General features: G+C 63.7%; 12 protein-coding genes. 8 read left to right on the forward strand and 4 right to left on the reverse strand.

From position 1 onward, the window contains the following. The first annotated feature begins 117 nt into the window (after positions 1–117). The 4 genes from D4Q51_RS13575 to dnaN all read left to right on the forward strand — a co-directional run bounded on the left by D4Q51_RS13575 (position 118) and on the right by dnaN (position 3,950). Entirely contained in the window at positions 118–948 is an 831-nt protein-coding gene (locus D4Q51_RS13575) for an LD-carboxypeptidase (protein WP_120078766.1), read from the forward strand. A 25-nt stretch (positions 949–973) separates the two neighbouring features. Beyond that, positions 974–1,906: an ACP S-malonyltransferase gene (fabD, locus tag D4Q51_RS13580; protein WP_120078369.1), complete on the forward strand. Its 933-nt coding sequence runs from the start codon at positions 974–976 to the stop codon at positions 1,904–1,906. Positions 1,907–1,908: 2 nt separating this feature from the next. After that, a complete protein-coding gene (gene fabG, locus D4Q51_RS13585; protein ID WP_120078370.1) occupies positions 1,909–2,673 on the forward strand; it encodes a 3-oxoacyl-[acyl-carrier-protein] reductase in 765 nt (254 codons plus the stop codon). A 149-nt stretch (positions 2,674–2,822) separates the two neighbouring features. Continuing rightward, positions 2,823–3,950: a DNA polymerase III subunit beta gene (gene dnaN, locus D4Q51_RS13590; protein WP_120078371.1), complete on the forward strand. Its 1,128-nt coding sequence runs from the start codon at positions 2,823–2,825 to the stop codon at positions 3,948–3,950. Positions 3,951–3,986: 36 nt separating this feature from the next. Here dnaN and D4Q51_RS13595 read toward each other — a convergent pair whose 3' ends face one another. After that, positions 3,987–5,303 (reverse strand): FAD-dependent oxidoreductase, encoded by a 1,317-nt coding sequence (locus tag D4Q51_RS13595; protein ID WP_120078372.1) that lies wholly within the window; start codon positions 5,301–5,303, stop codon positions 3,987–3,989. Positions 5,304–5,459: 156 nt separating this feature from the next. Between D4Q51_RS13595 and D4Q51_RS13600 the strand changes: the two genes are divergently transcribed. The 3 genes from D4Q51_RS13600 to lepA are packed head-to-tail and all read left to right on the forward strand — an operon-like array spanning position 5,460 to position 12,428. Then, positions 5,460–8,255, forward strand: coding sequence for an EAL domain-containing protein (locus D4Q51_RS13600; protein WP_240624746.1), 2,796 nt, complete (start codon positions 5,460–5,462; stop codon positions 8,253–8,255). Positions 8,256–8,298: 43 nt separating this feature from the next. Then, positions 8,299–10,551: an EAL domain-containing protein gene (locus tag D4Q51_RS13605; protein ID WP_240624748.1), complete on the forward strand. Its 2,253-nt coding sequence runs from the start codon at positions 8,299–8,301 to the stop codon at positions 10,549–10,551. Between the two features lie 59 nt (positions 10,552–10,610). Next, a complete protein-coding gene (lepA, locus tag D4Q51_RS13610; protein WP_120078375.1) occupies positions 10,611–12,428 on the forward strand; it encodes a translation elongation factor 4 in 1,818 nt (605 codons plus the stop codon). A gap of 46 nt (positions 12,429–12,474) precedes the next feature. On the opposite strand, the gene D4Q51_RS13615 is transcribed toward lepA, so the two are convergent. Both D4Q51_RS13615 and D4Q51_RS13620 read right to left on the reverse strand, forming a co-directional pair. Then, positions 12,475–12,645 (reverse strand): Flp family type IVb pilin, encoded by a 171-nt coding sequence (locus D4Q51_RS13615; protein ID WP_120078376.1) that lies wholly within the window; start codon positions 12,643–12,645, stop codon positions 12,475–12,477. Positions 12,646–12,786: 141 nt separating this feature from the next. Beyond that, on the reverse strand, positions 12,787–13,812 hold the full coding sequence (locus tag D4Q51_RS13620; RefSeq protein WP_162925334.1) for a methyltransferase: 1,026 nt from the start codon (positions 13,810–13,812) through the stop codon (positions 12,787–12,789). Between the two features lie 106 nt (positions 13,813–13,918). On the opposite strand from D4Q51_RS13620, the gene D4Q51_RS13625 reads away from it, so the two are divergent. Beyond that, complete coding sequence (locus D4Q51_RS13625) at positions 13,919–14,827, forward strand: CmcJ/NvfI family oxidoreductase (RefSeq protein ID WP_120078378.1); 909 nt, start codon at positions 13,919–13,921, stop codon at positions 14,825–14,827. A gap of 93 nt (positions 14,828–14,920) precedes the next feature. Here the strand turns inward: D4Q51_RS13625 and D4Q51_RS13630 are convergent, their stop codons facing one another. After that, positions 14,921–18,133: a TonB-dependent receptor domain-containing protein gene (locus D4Q51_RS13630; RefSeq protein WP_162925335.1), complete on the reverse strand. Its 3,213-nt coding sequence runs from the start codon at positions 18,131–18,133 to the stop codon at positions 14,921–14,923. Positions 18,134–18,233 lie beyond the last annotated feature (100 nt).

An 18,233-nucleotide genomic window follows, 5' to 3' on the forward strand; every position in this document is an offset into this window, starting at 1 on the left:
GTCCCTAGCCATCTTGGCGGGGGTCGTGAAGGTGCGTTCTCTGCAACTTTCGGGCTCGTCCCGAAACGGCATCGCTCAAGGGGTGACGGAAAGGTGCGGGCAGGCTAGGCGATGAACATGACGACGCGCATTACCTGTGTCTGCCCCGGCAAGCCGATCCGGCGCGAGCGCGCCGATGCGGTGCTGGCTCTGGCCGCAGCTGAGTTCCCTCGCATCGAGCTGAACTTCGCCGACCAGTGCTTTGAAGAACATGGCCATTTCGCCGGCGATGATTCGCAGCGGCTGAATGCTTTTCTCGCCGCCGCCAACGATCCGGAAGTGGACGCCGTGTGGTTCGCCATGGGGGGCTACGGCGCGATGCGTATTGCTGCGCCCGCGATCGCCGGGCTGACGCAAGCGGCGCGTGGGAAAACCTTCCTCGGATACTCCGATGCGGGCACCATGCTGGCCGCGCTCTACCGCGCCGGGATCGGCAAACCGGTGCACGGACCGCTGGCGGGCGACATCAAGCGCGAGGGGGGCGACGACGCGGTGCGCCGCGTGCTCCGATACCTCTCCGGCGAGGAGGTGCCGCTGGAAGCGGGCCTCGACGAACGGCCCGTGGCAGCGTTCAACCTGATGACGCTGGCCATGCTGTGCGGCACCGAACTGATGCCGGACCTCACCGGCCACGTCGTACTGGTGGAGGAGGTGGCAGAGCACCTTTATGCCGTGGACCGCCTGTTCTTCCACGTGACGCAGCACCTTCGCGGCGTGGCTGGCCTACGCCTTGGCCGCATCGGCGACGTGCCGGAGAACGACCGGCCTTTCGGCATGAGCGAAGAGGAAATCGCGATGTACTGGTGCGAGCGCAGCGGCATCCCCTACCTCGGGCGGGCAGACATCGGCCACGATGCGGCCAACGCAATCGTGCCCTTCGGTGTTGCACGAAGCGCCGCCGGGGCATAGGCCCGCGCGCAAGAAAGGAATTCACATGATTGCATTCGTATTTCCCGGCCAGGGAAGCCAGAAGGTCGGCATGGGCGTGGAGCTTGCCGAAGCCAGCAACGTGGCGCGCGAGGTGTTCCAGGAAGTGGACGACGCGCTGAACCAGAAGCTGGCGCAGCTGATGGCCGAGGGGCCCGAATCCGAACTCACCATGACCGCCAACGCTCAGCCCGCGATCATGGCCAACGCCATTGCCGTGGCGCGCGTGCTGGAAGACGGCGGCCTTTCGCTGGCGGAGAAGGGCGATTGCGTTGCCGGTCACTCGCTGGGCGAATATTCGGCGCTTGCTTCGGTTGGCGCCTTCACTCTGTCGGACACCGCCAAGCTGCTGCGCACGCGCGGCATCGCGATGCAGGATGCCGTGCCCATCGGCCTTGGCGCGATGTGCGCGCTGCTGGGCGCGGACCTCGAGAAGGCGCAGGCGCTGGCAGAGGCCGCTGCCGAGGGGCAGGTGTGCGAAGTGGCGAACGACAACGATCCGACGCAGGTCGTGCTGTCGGGCCATATGCAAGCGATCGACCGCGCGGTGGAGCTCGCCAAGGAACACGGCATCAAGCGCGCCGTGAAGCTGCCGGTCTCCGCGCCGTTCCACTGCTCGCTGATGCAGCCCGCAGCCCAGCGCATGCAGTTCGCGCTCAACGACACGCCGCCGAACGCATTCCGCCTGCCGCTCTATGCCAACGTGACGGCTGCCGAAGTGACCGATGCCGCCACCGAGAAAGACCTCCTGGTGCAGCAGATCACCGGGCGCGTGCGCTGGCGCGAGAGCGTGCTGGCGATGGAAGCGGCCGGCGTTACGCACTTCATCGAACTGGGCGGCAAGGTGCTGGGCCCGATGATCCGCAAAATCGCGCCCGACGCCACGGTAACCAGCGTGGTGAGCATGGAAGACATTGAGGCTCTGGCAAAGGAAATCTGACGATGTTCGACCTTAAAGGCATGACCGCCCTCGTTACCGGTGCCAGCGGCGGCATCGGCTCGTCCATCGCCTATGCCCTGGCGCGGCAAGGGGCGCGGCTGGCGCTTTCCGGCTCCAACGGCAGCAAGCTGCGCGCCTTTCGCGAACAGCTGAACGAGGACGTGCCGCATCACGATAACGACGGGCACGTGGAGATCACCTGCAACCTGTCGGACACGACGCAGGTCGAGGAACTGATGCCCGCCGCGCTCGATACGCTGGGCAAGGTCGATATCCTGGTGAACAATGCTGGCATCACGCGCGATAATCTCGCCATGCGCATGAAGGACGAGGAATGGGACGAGGTGATCAAGATCAACCTCGAGAGCACCTTCCGCCTGATGCGCGCCAGCGCCCGCCCGATGATGAAAGCGCGCTTTGGCCGCATCATCAACATCACCAGCGTCGTGGGCGCAACGGGCAACCCCGGCCAGATGAACTACTGCGCCGCCAAGGCAGGCGTGGTTGGCATGAGCCGTTCGATGGCGCAGGAACTGGCCGCGCGCGGCATCACCGTGAACTGCGTGGCGCCCGGCTTCATCCGCTCCGCCATGACGGATGCGCTGGACGACAAGCAGAAGGACGCGATCAACGGCCGCATCCCGATGGGCCGTATGGGCGAGGGCGACGATATCGGCGCGGCTGTCGCCTATCTCGCCTCGAAGGAAGCGGGCTACGTGACGGGGCAGGTGCTGCACGTGAACGGCGGCATGGCGATGCTGGGGTAGTTTTCCCCAAGGAATCCGTCGCTCTGCGTCCGAATCCTTGCCCGAGCCTATGCCTGCGCTAAGGATGAACGAGCAATTTTACCGGCGCAGCCATGCGAATCCGGGCTCTCCCCGGCACCGCAGCGTCAGAGTTTGAGGAACGATTTGCGATGAAGGCCACCATCGAACGCGCGAAGCTGCTGCGTTGTCTCTCTCACGTCCAGTCGGTGGTGGAGCGGCGGAACACCATCCCCATTCTCTCCAACGTGCTGATCGAGGCGGACGAGGGCGGCCATGTGAAAGTCATGGCGACCGACCTCGACCTGCAGGTTGTCGAGAGCCTGGAAGCCAACAGCGTGGAAAGCGGCGGCGCGATCACCGTCTCGGCGCACCTGCTGTTCGACATCGCCCGCAAGCTGCCCGACGGCAGCGAGGTTTCGCTGGAAACCGCGGAAAACCGCATGACGATCAAGGCCGGGCGCAGCCGCTTCTCGCTGCCCACCCTGCCGCGCGACGATTTCCCGGTGATCGTGGAAGGCGACCTGCCGACCAGCTTCGAACTGCCCGCCGCCACGCTGGCCGAACTGATCGATCGCACGCGCTTCGCCATCTCCACCGAGGAAACGCGCTACTACCTGAACGGCATCTTCTTCCACGTGTCGGACGAGGATGGCGGCGTGCTGAAGGCGGCGGCCACCGACGGCCACCGGCTGGCGCGCTACACCCTGTCGCGCCCCGCCGGGGCCGAGGGTATGCCCGACGTGATCGTGCCGCGAAAGGCCGTGGGCGAACTGCGCAAGCTGCTGGAAGAGGCGATGGAGGGCAATGTCCAGATCGATCTCAGCCCGTCCAAGATCCGTTTCACGCTGGGCGGGGAGGGCGGTGTCGTCCTCACCAGCAAGCTGATCGACGGTACCTTCCCCGATTATTCGCGCGTGATTCCAACGGGTAACGACAAGCTTCTGAAAGTCGATCCGAAGTCGCTGTTCTCCGGCGTGGACCGTGTGGCGACCATTGCCACGGAAAAGACCCGCGCGGTGAAGATGGGCCTGGAGGGTGACAAGGTGACTCTGACCGTCACCAGCCCCGACAACGGCAACGCGACCGAGGAAGTGCCCGGCCAGTATGGCGCGGACGGCATGGAAATCGGCTTCAACGCCGGATACCTGAAGGACATCCTCCACCAGATCGACAGCGACACGGTGGAAATGCACTTCGCCGATGCCGGTGCCCCCACGCTGATCCGCAAGGATGAAGGCAGCCCCGCGCTCTACGTGCTGATGCCGATGCGGGTTTAGGACAGTAAGTTCAGGGCGGGGCGCTTCGGCGCCCGCCTAGTCCGCCGCGCGGATCATCGCCTCGATATCGATGAACTTCTCGCGCGGTGATCCTTCGCGTGCGGCGGCCGCTTCAGCTTCCTCGATCTTCTTCCAGTCGCGGAAAGTGACGACGTCCAGCCCCTTCTCGGCAGCGAGCGCGTCGAAACCGTCGCGCCCTGTCTTGTCGCCGCGTCCCAGCGAACCGCTGGCGATGTCGGCGGCGATCTTCTCCACGATGCCGAAGCCATCGGGCTTGTTGGTGCCGATGGTTCCGGACGGGCCGCGCTTGGCCCAGCCCACGCAGTAAAGGCCGGGCAGGATACGCCCGTCGTCATTGGCGAAGCGGCCCTGCCGCTCGTCGAACGGGACGCCGGGAATGGGCGCGGTGCGATAGCCGATGCAACTGATCACCAGGTCGGCGGGCAGGCGCTCCACCTCGCCGGTGCCGACCGCGCGGCCACGTTCCAGCCGGGTGTGTTCCACCTCCACCGCCTCCACCTTGCCATCGCCCATCAAGGCGCGCGGCTGCACGAAGAAAGCGAATTCGATGGCGATGCGCTTCTCGGCGCGGATGTGTTCGGGCGTGGCCGCGAATTCGCGCAGCAGGGCGACGGACTTGCGCAGGCCCGGCTCGAGGATGGCGTCTTCCGCCTCGTCCGGCAGGTCCCCCTTGTCGACGTGTGGCGCGGCATGATCGAGCTGCCCCAGTTCGCCCAGTTCCTTGGGCGTCATCATGATCTGGTGCGGGCCGCGCCGACCCAGCAGCACGATCCGCTCGATCTTGCTGGCGGATAGTGCATCCAGCGCGTGGCCCACGATGTCCGACCCGTCGAATTCGCTGCCCTTCTTGGCCAGCATCCGCGCGACATCCAGTGCCACGTTGCCCATGCCGATCACCACTGCGGTATTGCCCGACAGGTCAGGTGCCAGCCCCGCGAACTGCGGATGGCCGTTGTACCAGCCGACAAAGGCCGCGCTGCCGAAACAGTTCGCCAGGTCCTCGCCGGGAATGCCCAGATCCCGGTCCTGCGGCGCGCCGGTTGCCAGAACGACGGCGTCGTAAAGGTCCTGCAACTGCGCGATGGAAACGTCGGTGCCGACGGCGACGTTGCCGACGAAGCGCACGTTCTGGGAAAGCGCGGTTTTCTCGTAGCGCCGCGAGACGCCCTTGATTGACTGGTGATCGGGCGCGACACCGGTGCGAATGAGACCGTAAGGCACTGGCAACCTGTCGAAAATATCGACGCGCACATCATCGCCGAAGTGCTTCTGCGCTGCCTCTGCGGTGTAGTATCCCGCCGGTCCCGAGCCGATGATTGCAATGTGCCGCATCCAGCGCCTTTCCTGATCGAACGGGGCGTGAGGCAAATTCTAGCGAATTAACCGTGTCCGGCAATGTGCCCGCCTGTTGAATACCCGGCAAAATTACGACGAAGTCCTGCGGTGCAATTAACCGTTCCTCAAAGGGATATCTGGCATGGCGCTGTCATGGAGCGTACTGCAGGCAGAGCCGTTGACCGGATAAAGCGCGCCGCGGCTGTCGAGATGCAGTCCGCGGCGGGTGCGTCCGTTCAAACCTCTGACCATACTCGAAACTCCGAAGATGATTCGTCGGATAGCGCGCCTGAAGCGAACCCCGCGGCGTCTGCTGCATCCCCGAAAAGGTCGGGCGCAAAGGCCGACCGGCGCAGCGAGGAGCGCCGCAAGCGCGCGCGCGGCCAGAACAACCTGCCGCCGGAACACGTTCTGGCCGCGCGACAACTGTTCCCGCGCACCTGGCCGTTCCTGCCGCTGACGGTTTTCCTCGCTGTGCTCGGCTGCGCGAATGTCGCCAGCGGTCCGCCAGGCCTCGCTTCCAGCATCTCTTTCGCCTCCGCCATCGTGCTGCTTATCCTGAGCCGCTACGTCTACGACCTTGTTATCACCCGCGCTTACCCCGTGCAGGTCTTCGGCCTTGTCGTTGCCGTGGTGCTGCCGTTGAGCCTGGTAGGCTACGGTCTCACGACATGGGGCTCTGAAGGAACGCTGTCGCCTGTCTATCTTGGCGCAGCAGCGTCCGCGACCTTTGCGATCGCGGCGATCTACCTGCGCCGCCACGCGCTGGGCATCGTTGCCGCGCAGATCGGCCTCTACGCGCCCATGTTCTTCAACAACAATGTCGCCGGTGGGCTGCTCGGCTTCCTCATGGCGCTGACGCTGGCCATGATCCTCAGTCGCCGCGAGATGGAGGAGCAGGCGCGTCTGGAAGAAACGCGCGCCGCGCAGGAGCGCATCAACACCCGCGCACAGGACATCCTGTGGGACTACGAGCAGACCGGGCAGGGCTGGTTCTGGGAGACCGACCGCCGCTCGCTCCTGACATACGTTTCACCGCCTGTGGCCGAGGCGCTGAGGCTGAAGCCGCACAAGCTCGTCGGCCAGCCGCTGACCCGCCTGTTCGACCTCGCCGACACCGGCGAGGAGAGCGAGCGGACACTGATGTTCCACCTCTCCGCCCGCTCTGCGTTCAGCGAACTTTCGGTGCGCGCGGCGATCGTGGACGAGGAACGCTGGTGGTCGGTATCGGGCCGCCCGCTGTACGACCATTTCGACAACTTCATCGGCTTTCGCGGCTCCGGCACGGACCTTACCGAGCGCAAGCGTAGCCAGGAGCATGCCACCAGGCTGGCCCGCTACGATTCGCTCACCGGCCTCGCCAACCGCTTCACCATGAGCCAGTCGCTGGAGAAGATCCTCTCCGCGCCGCAGATCACCAATCGAAGTTGCACGGTATTCCTGCTCGATCTCGACCGGTTCAAGCAGGTTAACGATACTATGGGACACCCCGCGGGCGACGCACTGCTGAAGCAGGTGGCAACCCGGCTTCAGCGCGCCGTGGGCAAGATGGGACAGGTGGGCCGCCTCGGCGGGGACGAGTTCAAGGTCATCATTCCCGGCCGCGTGGAACGCGATACGCTTGGCGATCTGGCGCGCGAAATCATCAACTCGCTGTCGCAGCCCTATACGATCGAGGGTCAGCGGGTGGTCATCGGTGCTTCTGTCGGCATCGCAATTGCGCCCGACGACGGCGCTACCAGCGATGAGATCATCCGCAATGCCGACCTTGCGCTTTATGCCGCGAAAGATGGCGGGCGCGGCCGCTCGCATTTCTATTCGCAGGAATTGCATGCCGATGCGGAAGCGCGTTCGCAGATGGAGGAGGACCTGCGCGATGCCCTGGCCAAGGGGCAATTGCAGATGTTCTACCAGCCCGTGGTTTCCACCACGACCGAGACCATTACCGGTTTCGAGGCGCTGATGCGCTGGCAACATCCGGTGAAGGGATGGATTTCGCCCCAGCGATTCATCGAATCCGCGGAAGACACGGGCATGATTCAGCAGCTTGGCGATTGGGCGCTGCGGCAGGCGTGCGAGCAACTGGCAAGCTGGCCGGAGGAAATCCGCGTCGCGGTGAACGTCTCGCCATTGCAGTTCGCCAATCCGCAACTGCCCGGCATCGTCGCGAACGCCATCGCCGCCACCGGCATCCACCCTTCGCAGCTGGAGCTGGAGATAACCGAATCCGTGTTCCTACAGGATAGTGCGGACACCGATGCCATGTTCAGGGCGCTGAAGAACATCGGCGTCCGCCTGGCGCTCGATGATTTTGGCACGGGCTATTCCTCGCTCGGCTACCTGAAGAAGGCGCCGTTCGACAAGATCAAGATCGACAAGAGCTTCGTGCGCGGTATCACCGAGGAAGACAGCCGCAATGCCGCCATCATCTCATCGATCACCAGCCTCGCACACTCGCTCGGTATGGAGACCACGGCGGAGGGGGTGGAGACCATGGACGAACTGGACTTGGTGCGGATGCACGGTTGCAGTCACGTTCAGGGCTTCATCTACGAGCGGCCACTGGATGCGGAGCGGGCGAGCCAGCGCCTGGCATCCGGCCTCGAAGCCATCGCTCACGGCCCCAGGTGCAGCCGTGCACCGCGCCAGAAGATGCTGCGCAAGGTCGTGCTCGATCACTCCGGCCATCTCTACAACGGTACGATCCGCAACATTTCCACGACCGGTGCGCTGATCGAGGGCCTGTGGCACGTGCCGGTCGGCACGCTCTTCAAGCTGCAACTGTCGCAGACCTACACCGTCCTCTGCACCACGCGATGGAGCGAGGACGACCGGATGGGAGTGGAGTTCGCGAACGCCCTTGCGCGAGACGCTTCGGGACGCATCGCGGCCATCGAGGCAGCCGCGCCGGCACCGATCAGGACAGGCGAGATGCACAAGGCCGGCTGATTGACCGGTTTCGACGTGGCAATGCAGTTTGAGGTGACAGGACGTGGGAGTACGAGGCATCTGGAAAGGATTTGGCGGCGAGCACGCCGAACCTGTCCGCGTGCCCGATGCAGAAGAAGCCGCATCCCTCGTCCCCGCTGTCAGCGATGCGGAGCGGCTGGACCTGCTCGGCAGCTTGGAAAGCAGCGACCTCACCTGGTTCTGGGCGACGGATAGCGGTGGCCGCCTGACCTACCTGTCGCCGCGCGCGCGGGCGCAATTCCAGCCAGATCGCGCGATATTCGGGAAACCGCTCGCCGACCTCGTGCAGACCATCCAGGACCCCGACGATCCGGGGGAGGGAAAGCCTATTTCCTTCATGCTCAGCGCGCGATCCAGCTTCACGGAAATGGTTGTCGGCCTAAAGGACGAGGGCGAAGACGCTGGCAAGAGAACAGGCGCAAACAGTTGGTGGCTGCTGACGGGCCGTCCGCAGTTCGACAGGAAGCGCGAGTTCTCCGGCTATCGCGGCATCGTGCAGGATATTACCGCGACCTACAAAGAGGAGCGCAGGAAGAGCCGCTTGGCCACTTTCGATGCCCTGACGGGGCTTGCCAACCGCCATCGCATGTCGCAGCGGCTGGCCGCGGCCCTGAATGCCAGCAAGGTCGAGAAACGCAGCTGTGCGTTGTTGATGCTGGACCTCGACCGTTTCAAGCAGGTGAACGACACGCTGGGCCATCCGGCCGGCGACGAGTTGCTGAAACAGGTTTCGCAGCGCTTGCAGCGTATCGCGCCCGCAGGCTCTGAAATCGGGCGCATCGGCGGTGACGAATTCCAGTTGATCGTTCCCGACATGGATGATCGCGGCAAGCTGGGCGATTGCGCGAACCGGATGATCCAGATGCTATCGCAGCCCTATTCGATCGACGGCAGCAGGGCGATCATCGGCACTTCGGTCGGCATTGCGATCGCGCCCTATGACGGCATCGAGCCGGACGAACTCGTCAAGGCGGCAGACCTTGCGCTTTATGCCGCCAAGGGTGGTGGTCGGGGCCAGTTCCGGTTTTATTCCAATGACCTGAAAGAAACGGCGGAAGATCGCCGGGAGATCGAGGAAGACCTGCGCGATGCCATCGCTGCGGGGCAACTGGAGATGCATTACCAGCCGCAGGTGGGCGCGCGGGATCACGTGGTGCGTGGTTTCGAGGCCCTGATGCGCTGGGATCACCCGGAGCACGGCCCCATTTCGCCGGCCACGTTCATTCCGATTGCCGAACAGAGCAACCTGATCGACGGGCTGGGATCGTGGGCCTTGCAGCAGGCATGCATCGATGCCGCCCACTGGCCCGGAGACCTGCCGGTCTCGGTCAACGTCTCGGCCCGGCAATTCCTGAACGAGGACCTGCCCGCTGTCGTGAAAACCGCGCTGTCGAAGTCCGGCCTGCCGCCATCGCGCCTGGAACTGGAGATCACCGAATCCGTCTTCATGGGCGATGTCGGCAGCACGCAGGCCATGTTCGCGCAATTGCGAAAACTGGGCGTGAAGCTGGCGCTCGATGATTTCGGTACCGGCTATTCGTCGCTCTCCTATTTGCGCAAGGCTCCGTTCGACAAGATCAAGATCGACCAGAGCTTCGTGCGCGGGTGTGCGCAGGACGGCGGGACGGGCACCGCCATCATCCAGGCGATCGCCAGCCTTGCCGGTGCCATGAACATGACCACCACCGCCGAGGGGGTGGAGGCCATGGACGAACTGGCTAGCGTGAGCAGCCTCGATATTGACCTCGTCCAGGGCTTCATCTTCTCGCGCGCTGTTTCGCACGAGGAGGTGCTGGAAAAGCTTTGCTCCGGCGAACTGCGTTACGAGCCCGTCGGTCCTGCCCGGCACAGGTCGGGGCGGCGCACGCTTTTCCGCCGCGTGGGCGTGGTGCACGAGGATCATCATTACGTGGCCATGCTGCGCGACCTCTCGCGCACCGGCGCGCGCATCGAAGGGCTGCTCGATGTGCCCATCGGTACCGAACTGGTGCTGGACCTTGGCGAGGGGCAGATCGTGGTGGGCCGGGTGCGCCGGTCGCAGGATGCGACGCAGGGCATCGAATTCGAAGTGCCGCTGGTGTCGGACGGGGCGGGCGGACTGTGCACCCGGCACCGCGTCTCGCCCTACATGCTCGCCGCCATCGGCATGCCCTTGCGTGCGCTCGGCAGCGGCCATCACCTGGCGGCGGCAGCTGCGGGGAGCGCTGGCTCGCCATCCGGCAGGCCGCGCTTCATGCAGGTGGACGTGGGCGGGGGCGCAGCTCGCGCGGGTTAGGCAGGTCCAGCCTGCATATTCCGGCTGACAGTCCCTCGCCACGCGGCTAAAGGCGCGGCATGACCGACCTCGCCCGTATCCGCAATTTCTCCATCATCGCCCATATCGACCACGGCAAGTCCACGCTGGCGGATCGCATGATCCAGCACTGCGGCGGCCTGACGGAGCGCGAGATGAGCGAGCAGGTGCTCGACAACATGGATATCGAGCGCGAACGCGGCATCACCATCAAGGCGCAAACCGTGCGCCTGAACTACACCGCGAAGGACGGCGAGACCTACGAGCTCAACCTGATGGACACGCCGGGCCACGTCGACTTCGCCTACGAAGTGTCGCGCTCGCTGGCGGCCTGCGAAGGCGCGCTGCTGGTGGTGGACGCGGCGCAGGGCGTGGAGGCGCAGACGCTCGCCAACGTTTACCAGTCGATCGAGCACGACCACGAGATCGTGCCCGTCATCAACAAGATCGACCTGCCCGCCGCCGAACCGGAAAAGGTGAAGGCCGAGATCGAGGACATCATCGGCCTCGACGCGAGTGACGCGGTGCTCACCAGCGCCAAGTCCGGCATCGGCATCGAGGACGTGCTGGAAGCGCTGGTGAAACGCATTCCGGCCCCCACTGGAGACCGTGACGCACCGCTCAAGGCCATGCTGGTCGATAGCTGGTACGACCCCTACCTCGGCGTCGTCATCCTGGTGCGCGTGATGGACGGCGTCATCAGGAAGGGCCTCGAGGTCAAGTTCATGCAGGGCGGTACGCAGCACCTGATCGACCGGGTCGGCTGCTTCAAGCCCAAGCGCACCGACCTGCCGGAGATCGGGCCGGGCGAGATCGGCTTCATCACCGCGCAGATCAAGGAAGTCGAACAGGCCCGCGTGGGTGACACCATCACCACGGTGAAGAACGGCGCCACGGCCCCGCTGAAGGGCTATAAGGAAGTGCAGCCCGTGGTGTTCTGCGGCCTGTTCCCGGTGGACGCCGCTGATTTCGAGAAGCTGCGCGAATCAATCGGCAAGTTGCGCCTCAACGATGCCTCCTTCTCCTACGAGATGGAATCGAGCGCCGCGCTGGGCTTCGGCTTCCGCGCCGGTTTCCTCGGCCTGCTGCACCTGGAAATCATCCAGGAACGCCTCAGCCGCGAATACGATCTCGACCTCATCACCACCGCGCCATCGGTGGTCTACCGCGTGCACCTTGGCCACACGAAGAACGAGGACGCCAAGGTCATCGACATCCACAACCCCGCCGACTGGCCGGACGTGAACCGCATCGACATGATCGAGGAGCCGTGGATCAAGGCGGTGATCTACACCCCCGACGAATACCTCGGCGCGATCCTGAAGCTGTGCCAGGACCGGCGCGGCATCCAGACCGACCTGACCTACGTCGGTGGCCGCGCGCAGGTGAGCTACGAATTGCCGCTGAACGAAGTGGTGTTCGACTTCTACGACCGTCTGAAATCGATCAGCCGCGGCTATGCCAGCTTCGATTACGAGCAGATCGGCCTGCGCGAAGGCGACCTCGTGAAGATGAACATCATGGTGAACGGGGAGCCGGTGGACGCGCTGTCCCTGATCGTCCACCGCTCCGTTGCCGAGGAGCGCGGCCGCGGCATGTGCGAGCGTCTGAAAGACCTGATCCCGCGCCACCTGTTCAAGATCCCGATCCAGGCCGCGATCGGCGGCAAGATCATCGCCCGCGAAACCATCGCCGCCCTGCGCAAGGACGTGACCGCCAAATGCTACGGCGGCGACATTACGCGCAAGAAGAAGCTGCTGGAGAAGCAGAAGAAGGGGAAGGCAAGGATGCGCGAGTATGGCAACGTGAGCATCCCGCAGGAGGCTTTCATTGCCGCGCTGCGGATGGGCGAAGAGTAGGGCGGCTCAGCCTTCCGTGTCGCCAAATGGCAGCGGCGCTTCGGTCCTACTGCACGCTGGCGTATTCGTCCTCGACGTGGCCGAACATCTCCGAAACCTCGGCGCGGACTTCGTTGAAGCTGCCCACCAGGGCAACGGCGATGAAGCTGGCGAGAAGGCCGTATTCGATGCCCGTGGCGCCGGTCTCGTCGGCAAGAAGGGCCTGGATATGGGCCATGGTTCAAGTCTCCTGTACTAACGCGGCGGTCCCCACTGCCGCTCATGCAAGATGGATGCGGTGGGTTGCCACCTGCTTTCGCAGCGTCGTTAAGGAGATTTTTACCGTGATGGCGGCGTGCGCCGGGCGGCAGCCGTCGGCTCAGCCCGGCTTGCGGGCGGAAACGAGCGAATAGTAGCCTCCACCGCTGCGGTGCGCGCGCACGTCCTGGAACCCGGCGGCTTCCAGCAGGGCGCGAAATTCGGGGAGGGTATACTGCTTGCCCAGCGTGCCCAGCAGCATCATGATGCTGAAACTGGCGGCCTGCCAAGGGCCGGTGCCGTCGTCGTCCATCAGGATTTCGTGCAGGAAGATGCGCCCGCCCGGCTCTAGAGCATCGAAGCTCTTGCGGGAAAGCAGCGCGTTCGTCTCCTCCGACCAGTCATGAAAGATGTTGGCGAAAAAGTGCGCGTCGTGCCCGGTTGGCCAATCCTCTTCGAACATGTTCAGCCCGCACGTCGAGACGCGACCGGCAAGGCCTGCGGCATCGACGTGGTGCTGCGCTTCGGCCACCATTTCCTTCAGATCCAGCAGCGTCACCGCCATGCGCGGATTGGCGCGCGCGAATTCGACGCCGTAGACGCCCGAGCCGCAGCCCACGTCCAGCAGCGAGCGCACTTCGGAAAACACCGGCTGCATGGCTACGCCGCGTGCCGGCCCCATCGAATGGGCGTGCATGAAGTCGGATATGCGCCTGGCTACTTCCGCGCTCATCGTGCCGCGTTCCCATTCGGGGCCGCCGGCCACCTTGTTATCGGGGCGAACGCCGGTGCGGACCATGGCGATCAGGTCTGCATCGATGGGGATACTCTCGCGGAAGCGGTAGAGGAAACCGCCCCAGTAGCCCTCGGCATCGGGGTGCAACCACATGCGCGCAGGTGGCGTGGCGGACCAGCGCCCGTCGCGCTTCTCCACGAGGTCAAGCGCCGCGAGGCCGCCCAGCAGCACGCCCAGGGCCCGCTCGTCCACCGCGAGGGCCTTTGCAAGCTCGGGCGTCGTCATTGCTGCGTCGCCCAGATGGCGGAAAAGCTCCAGTTCGTCGGCCACGGTCACAGCGGGCAGGGTGAACTGAGATTGCCAGATATCCCAGATGGCACGGTCGTCGGCGCCCGGCGGTAGCGGTCCCATAGTTCCTCCCTCTCCCATGCGATGCCCTGCGCTAGGCCCTTGTCCGCAGGCGAGGCATCGTGGCATGATCCTAACGAGCGTTACAGACGACGGGAAGAGGAAAGCCATGGCCACTGTTGCAGCAGGCACGATCGAGGACGAGGCGAGGGCGGTGCGCGCGATGATGCGCTACGTCGACGAGGGGGATTTCGTCACCCGCCGCTATGTTAGCCAGGGGCGCGAGATCAACACCGGCACCTACTCCGATCACGAAGTAATAATCCGCGATGGAATGCCGATCCGCGATCATTTTTCGCTCGATACCCACGGCTTCACAATTGCCCGCAGCACCAGCGCGGTCAGCGATTTCCGTGACAAGGCAGAGGTCGAGCGGATCTACGAGCGCGAGGTGGAGGCCGACGTGCTGCGCCTGACGGACGCTGATAAGTGCGTGGCGCGGGGGTGGCTGCTGCGCACCAGCGGCGACCTGTCCGAGCACGCCAGCAAGAAAGTGAAGGGCTACACCCACCAGGGCGGCCTGCAACCGCCCGCGGGGGAGGCGCACGTCGATGTGAGCACCGCGACCGCGCAGCGCATGGCGGAGGCGACCTATGCGCAGGCCTTTCCGGACGGGCCGGGGTTCAGCCGCTTCCTCATCACCAGCCACTGGCGCACGTTCTCGCTGCCGCCGCAGGACATGCCGCTGGCGCTGTGCGACGGTCGCACGAGCTTTGGTGGGGAGGAAAAGACCAACACGCTGATGGTGGTGGACGAGTTTCCCGAAGGCGACGCGCTGACGGCTCCTGTCGAGGGAGAAGAGAACCTGCTGGCGGCCACGATCTTCTCGTATCACCCTTCTCACCGCTGGTGGTATTTCGCCGGGATGGAGCGGCACGACGTGCTGCTGTTCAAGTTCCATGACAGCAATCACGACGTGACGTGGCGCTGCCCGCATTCGGCCTTCTTCGATGGCTCTGCAACAAATCCGAACCCGCGCGAAAGCATCGAGTGCCGCAGCGTGGCCTTCTGGGAATAGCCTGCAGTCAGACCAGTCAATTCTGCGCCGGTTGCAGGCGCAAAAAAAGGGGGGCGGTGAAGCCCCCCTTCCTTTTTGGTTCAAGCCGTAGGCTTAGAACTGTGCGCGGATACCGCCGTAGTAGCGACGACCCAGCGGATCGAAGATCGCGCTGCCGCTGCCGGTGCCGAAGACACCAAGCGGCGGGTGCTTGTCGAACACGTTGTCGATACCGAAGTACACTTCGACATCTGCGGCCGAAATGTCGGTGACGTCCCAGCCGAAACGAATGTCGTGGTACAGAACTTCCGGATATTCGAGGATGTCGAACTGGTCGGGGTTCTGAGCCGGATCGTCATTCAGCGGGAACTGCGCTTCGTACGTCGTGGTCAGCTGCGGGCCGATGTAACGGGCACCGTAGCCGATGGTGATAGCACCGAACGTCACGTCGAGATCGTAAACGAACGAGTCCTTCGGATCGCCGAGCTCGCTGAGGAGACGGTTCTCGAACAGCGGGTTCGTCGGATCTTCGAAGTTGCTCGACGTGAACACGTGCGTGTAGATCAGACGCGAGTTGATGACCACGTTCTCGCTGATCGCATTACGGTAAGAGACATCGACGTCGATACCTTCACGCTTACGCTGTGCGAAGTTCAGCGGCGAGATCAGCAGCGATCCCTGCAGCAGCGCTCCGGGTTGCTCGCCGTTGGGGCCAGTTGTCGGACCGTTACGCTCGAAGTTTGCGCAGAACTGGTTGTCCAGATCGGGCAAGTCGTAGCAGTTGTTAACGATCGTCTGACCGCCAACGGCAGCGATAACGTCGTTCACCGTGATGTCGTAGTAGTCCGCAGTGATCGAGAAGCCCGGCAGGAAGCTGGGCTGGTACACCGCACCGATCGTCAGCGAGTCCGAGGTTTCCTCGAACAGGTTGGCGTTCGGGCCCGAACGCGCTTCGATTGAAGCGCTGGCGTTGGCGAACTGCTGGTAGGCCGGATCGTCGAGGATGGCGCCCAGTTCCGCGCGGCAGTTTGCTGCACGGTTGGCCGAACCCTGGTTGATCTGGTTGGAACCGCAGGGATCGCGGAAGCCGTTCACAAAGGTCTGCGTCAGGTTACCCGAAGTTTCCGTGTAGTTAGGCGCGCGCACAGCACGTGCCCAGTTCGCACGGAAAGCCAGATCGCGGATCGGAGCCCAGCGGCCGCCAACATTGTAGGCGAACACCGTGCCAACAGCAGTGTTGTAATCCGACACACGGCCTGCAGCCGAGATGGTGAATTCCTCGAAGAACGGACGATCGGCGAGGATCGGAACGCTGATTTCACCGAAGGCTTCCTTCACTTCGAGCGCACTCGGATCGAAGATGGGCAGCGGGTTGGTGAACGTCAGGTTCTGCTCGATGATCTCGTCAGCGCGGAAGAAGGCTTCTTCACGACGATACTCGGCACCCACAGCGAAGCCGATCGGCCCGCCCGGAAGTTCGAAGAAACCGCTGGTGTCGCCCGAGATGAACGCCACGGCGTTGTACTGTTCGAGCGTGCCGCTCGTGCCAGCGTCGGCCGTGATGTAATCGCGGGCAGCTGCGTTATCGGGAGCGCCGAACGGGTTGTAGGGCACACAAGCCGCGATGTCGCCAGCCAGCTGCGGATTGGGGCCGAAGGCACCAAGCGGGAAGGCTGCATCGGGATCGAACTGCGAACGACACTTGATCTGGCCGTCTGCGGGATCGATGCCGGCATCCAGAGCAAGCACGAGGCGCTGGGTGAAGATGTTACCCAGGTTCTCGATGTCTTCGTCCGTACGGCCGTAGTTGAATGCGACTTCGTAGTTCAGGTTCGACGAGATATCGCCGCGCGCACCCAAGACTGCCCGATAGGTTTCGCGAGTGGTATCCTGATCACGAATGCCCAGATCGAGGAAGCTCTTGTTCAGTGCGAAACGGTAGCTTCCGTCGTTGAGCGCAGCGATTGTCGCAGGCGTGATCGTGCCGGAGCCGATCAGGTCGTTGTTCGCATAGCCGCCCTTGAGGACCTGCTCACGGATGATGCCGCGAGCTTCGTCGTTCAGGAATGGGTTGTCGAGACGTACGCGAACGCGCGGGTCGTTGAAACCACCGGTGAAGACGGATTGAAGAAACGACGGACCGGAGTTCGAACCGAGCGAATCGGCACGGACGTACTTGCCTTCGAAGAACACTTCGAAGGCGGGCGAGAATTCATAAGAAGCCAGCAGGTTGCCGCTGTAACGCTCCAGTTCCGGATAGACCGAGACCAGTTCGTCTTCGTTACCCGTCTGTCCGTTGCCGCCGATGAAACCACCGAACTGCGACGTGCTCGAACGGCTGTCGAAGGTCTGCGGAACGAGGTTTCCGGCGGCGTCGAAGATGAAGTTACAGTTGTAGGGCGTCGAAGCACCCAGAACCGTACCGCCGCAGGATCCGTCTGCCACGCGCTGCGGGAAGCCGATCAGGCCGTACCGGTGGATGGTGCCCGAACGCGTCGTCGTGGGGCTGAATACCGAATCGGGAATGCCGTCGGAACGCTGACCGGCAGGGTCGACGTTCGTGCGGATGAAGCCGCCCGGAAAGCGATATTCGGGAATGTCGGAGGCGAAGATACGCTCCTGACGGGTGTATTCACCAGCGATCGTCACGTTACCGCGGCCATCGCCGAAGTTCATGCCGGCAACGCCGGAGATCAGGTAATTCTCACCTTCCATGAATTCGGGAACGCCGGCGCTTGCACGCAGGTCGATGCCTTCGAAATCATCCTTGAGGATGAAGTTGACCACACCGGCAATAGCGTCCGAACCGTAAACGGCCGAGCTACCGCCCGTTATGATATCGATACGGTCGATCAGCGCGGACGGGATCGAGTTGATGTCGACAGCCGAAGCCGTGACTTGGACGTCAGCAGCGACGTGGCGGCGGCCGTTTACCAGGACGAGCGTACGCTCGATGCCGAGGCCGCGAAGGTCGAGCAGGTTGAGACCTGCAACGCCAATGCCGAGGCCGGGGTTCGACTGCGAAAAGGTGCTGCGCAGGGCAGGAAGATCGTTCAGCAGTTCGCCGACGTTGTTTTCCGACTGCTTGTAAATGTCATCGCCACCGAAGTTGATGACGGGAACAGTCGAAGTCAGTTCCGGGCTGCGGATACGCGAGCCGGTAACAACGATTGCGTTTTCTGAGGCAGCAGATTCGGGAGTCGAGACCGCAACCGGTGCTTCGTCCTGATCATCACCAGCGTCCTGAGCAAAAACCGGCGCGCTGATAAGAGCGGTCGCGATTGCCAGGTTCGCCGTGGTGAGCCTTTTGGCGGTTGAGAATTTCACGATAAATGTCCCTTTCGTGAAGTTGGGTGGGGGATCCACTTTTCAAAAGCAATTTCTGGCCAGAAGACCGAGAGATCGCCTTGGAAAGAGAGCCTAATGC

The sequence above is a fragment of the Aurantiacibacter odishensis genome (assembly GCF_003605195.1).
GTDB classification, from domain to species: domain Bacteria; phylum Pseudomonadota; class Alphaproteobacteria; order Sphingomonadales; family Sphingomonadaceae; genus Alteraurantiacibacter; species Alteraurantiacibacter odishensis.

Coding starts and splice junctions, on each gene's coding strand:
- D4Q51_RS13575 (WP_120078766.1), top strand. CDS start 118: ATGACGACGCGCATTACCTGTGTCTGCCCCGGCAAGCCGATCCGGCGC.
- fabD (WP_120078369.1), top strand. CDS start 974: ATGATTGCATTCGTATTTCCCGGCCAGGGAAGCCAGAAGGTCGGCATG.
- fabG (WP_120078370.1), top strand. CDS start 1,909: ATGTTCGACCTTAAAGGCATGACCGCCCTCGTTACCGGTGCCAGCGGC.
- dnaN (WP_120078371.1), top strand. CDS start 2,823: ATGAAGGCCACCATCGAACGCGCGAAGCTGCTGCGTTGTCTCTCTCAC.
- D4Q51_RS13595 (WP_120078372.1), bottom strand. CDS start 5,303: ATGCGGCACATTGCAATCATCGGCTCGGGACCGGCGGGATACTACACC.
- D4Q51_RS13600 (WP_240624746.1), top strand. CDS start 5,460: ATGGAGCGTACTGCAGGCAGAGCCGTTGACCGGATAAAGCGCGCCGCG.
- lepA (WP_120078375.1), top strand. CDS start 10,611: ATGACCGACCTCGCCCGTATCCGCAATTTCTCCATCATCGCCCATATC.
- D4Q51_RS13615 (WP_120078376.1), bottom strand. CDS start 12,645: ATGGCCCATATCCAGGCCCTTCTTGCCGACGAGACCGGCGCCACGGGC.
- D4Q51_RS13620 (WP_162925334.1), bottom strand. CDS start 13,812: ATGGGACCGCTACCGCCGGGCGCCGACGACCGTGCCATCTGGGATATC.
- D4Q51_RS13625 (WP_120078378.1), top strand. CDS start 13,919: ATGGCCACTGTTGCAGCAGGCACGATCGAGGACGAGGCGAGGGCGGTG.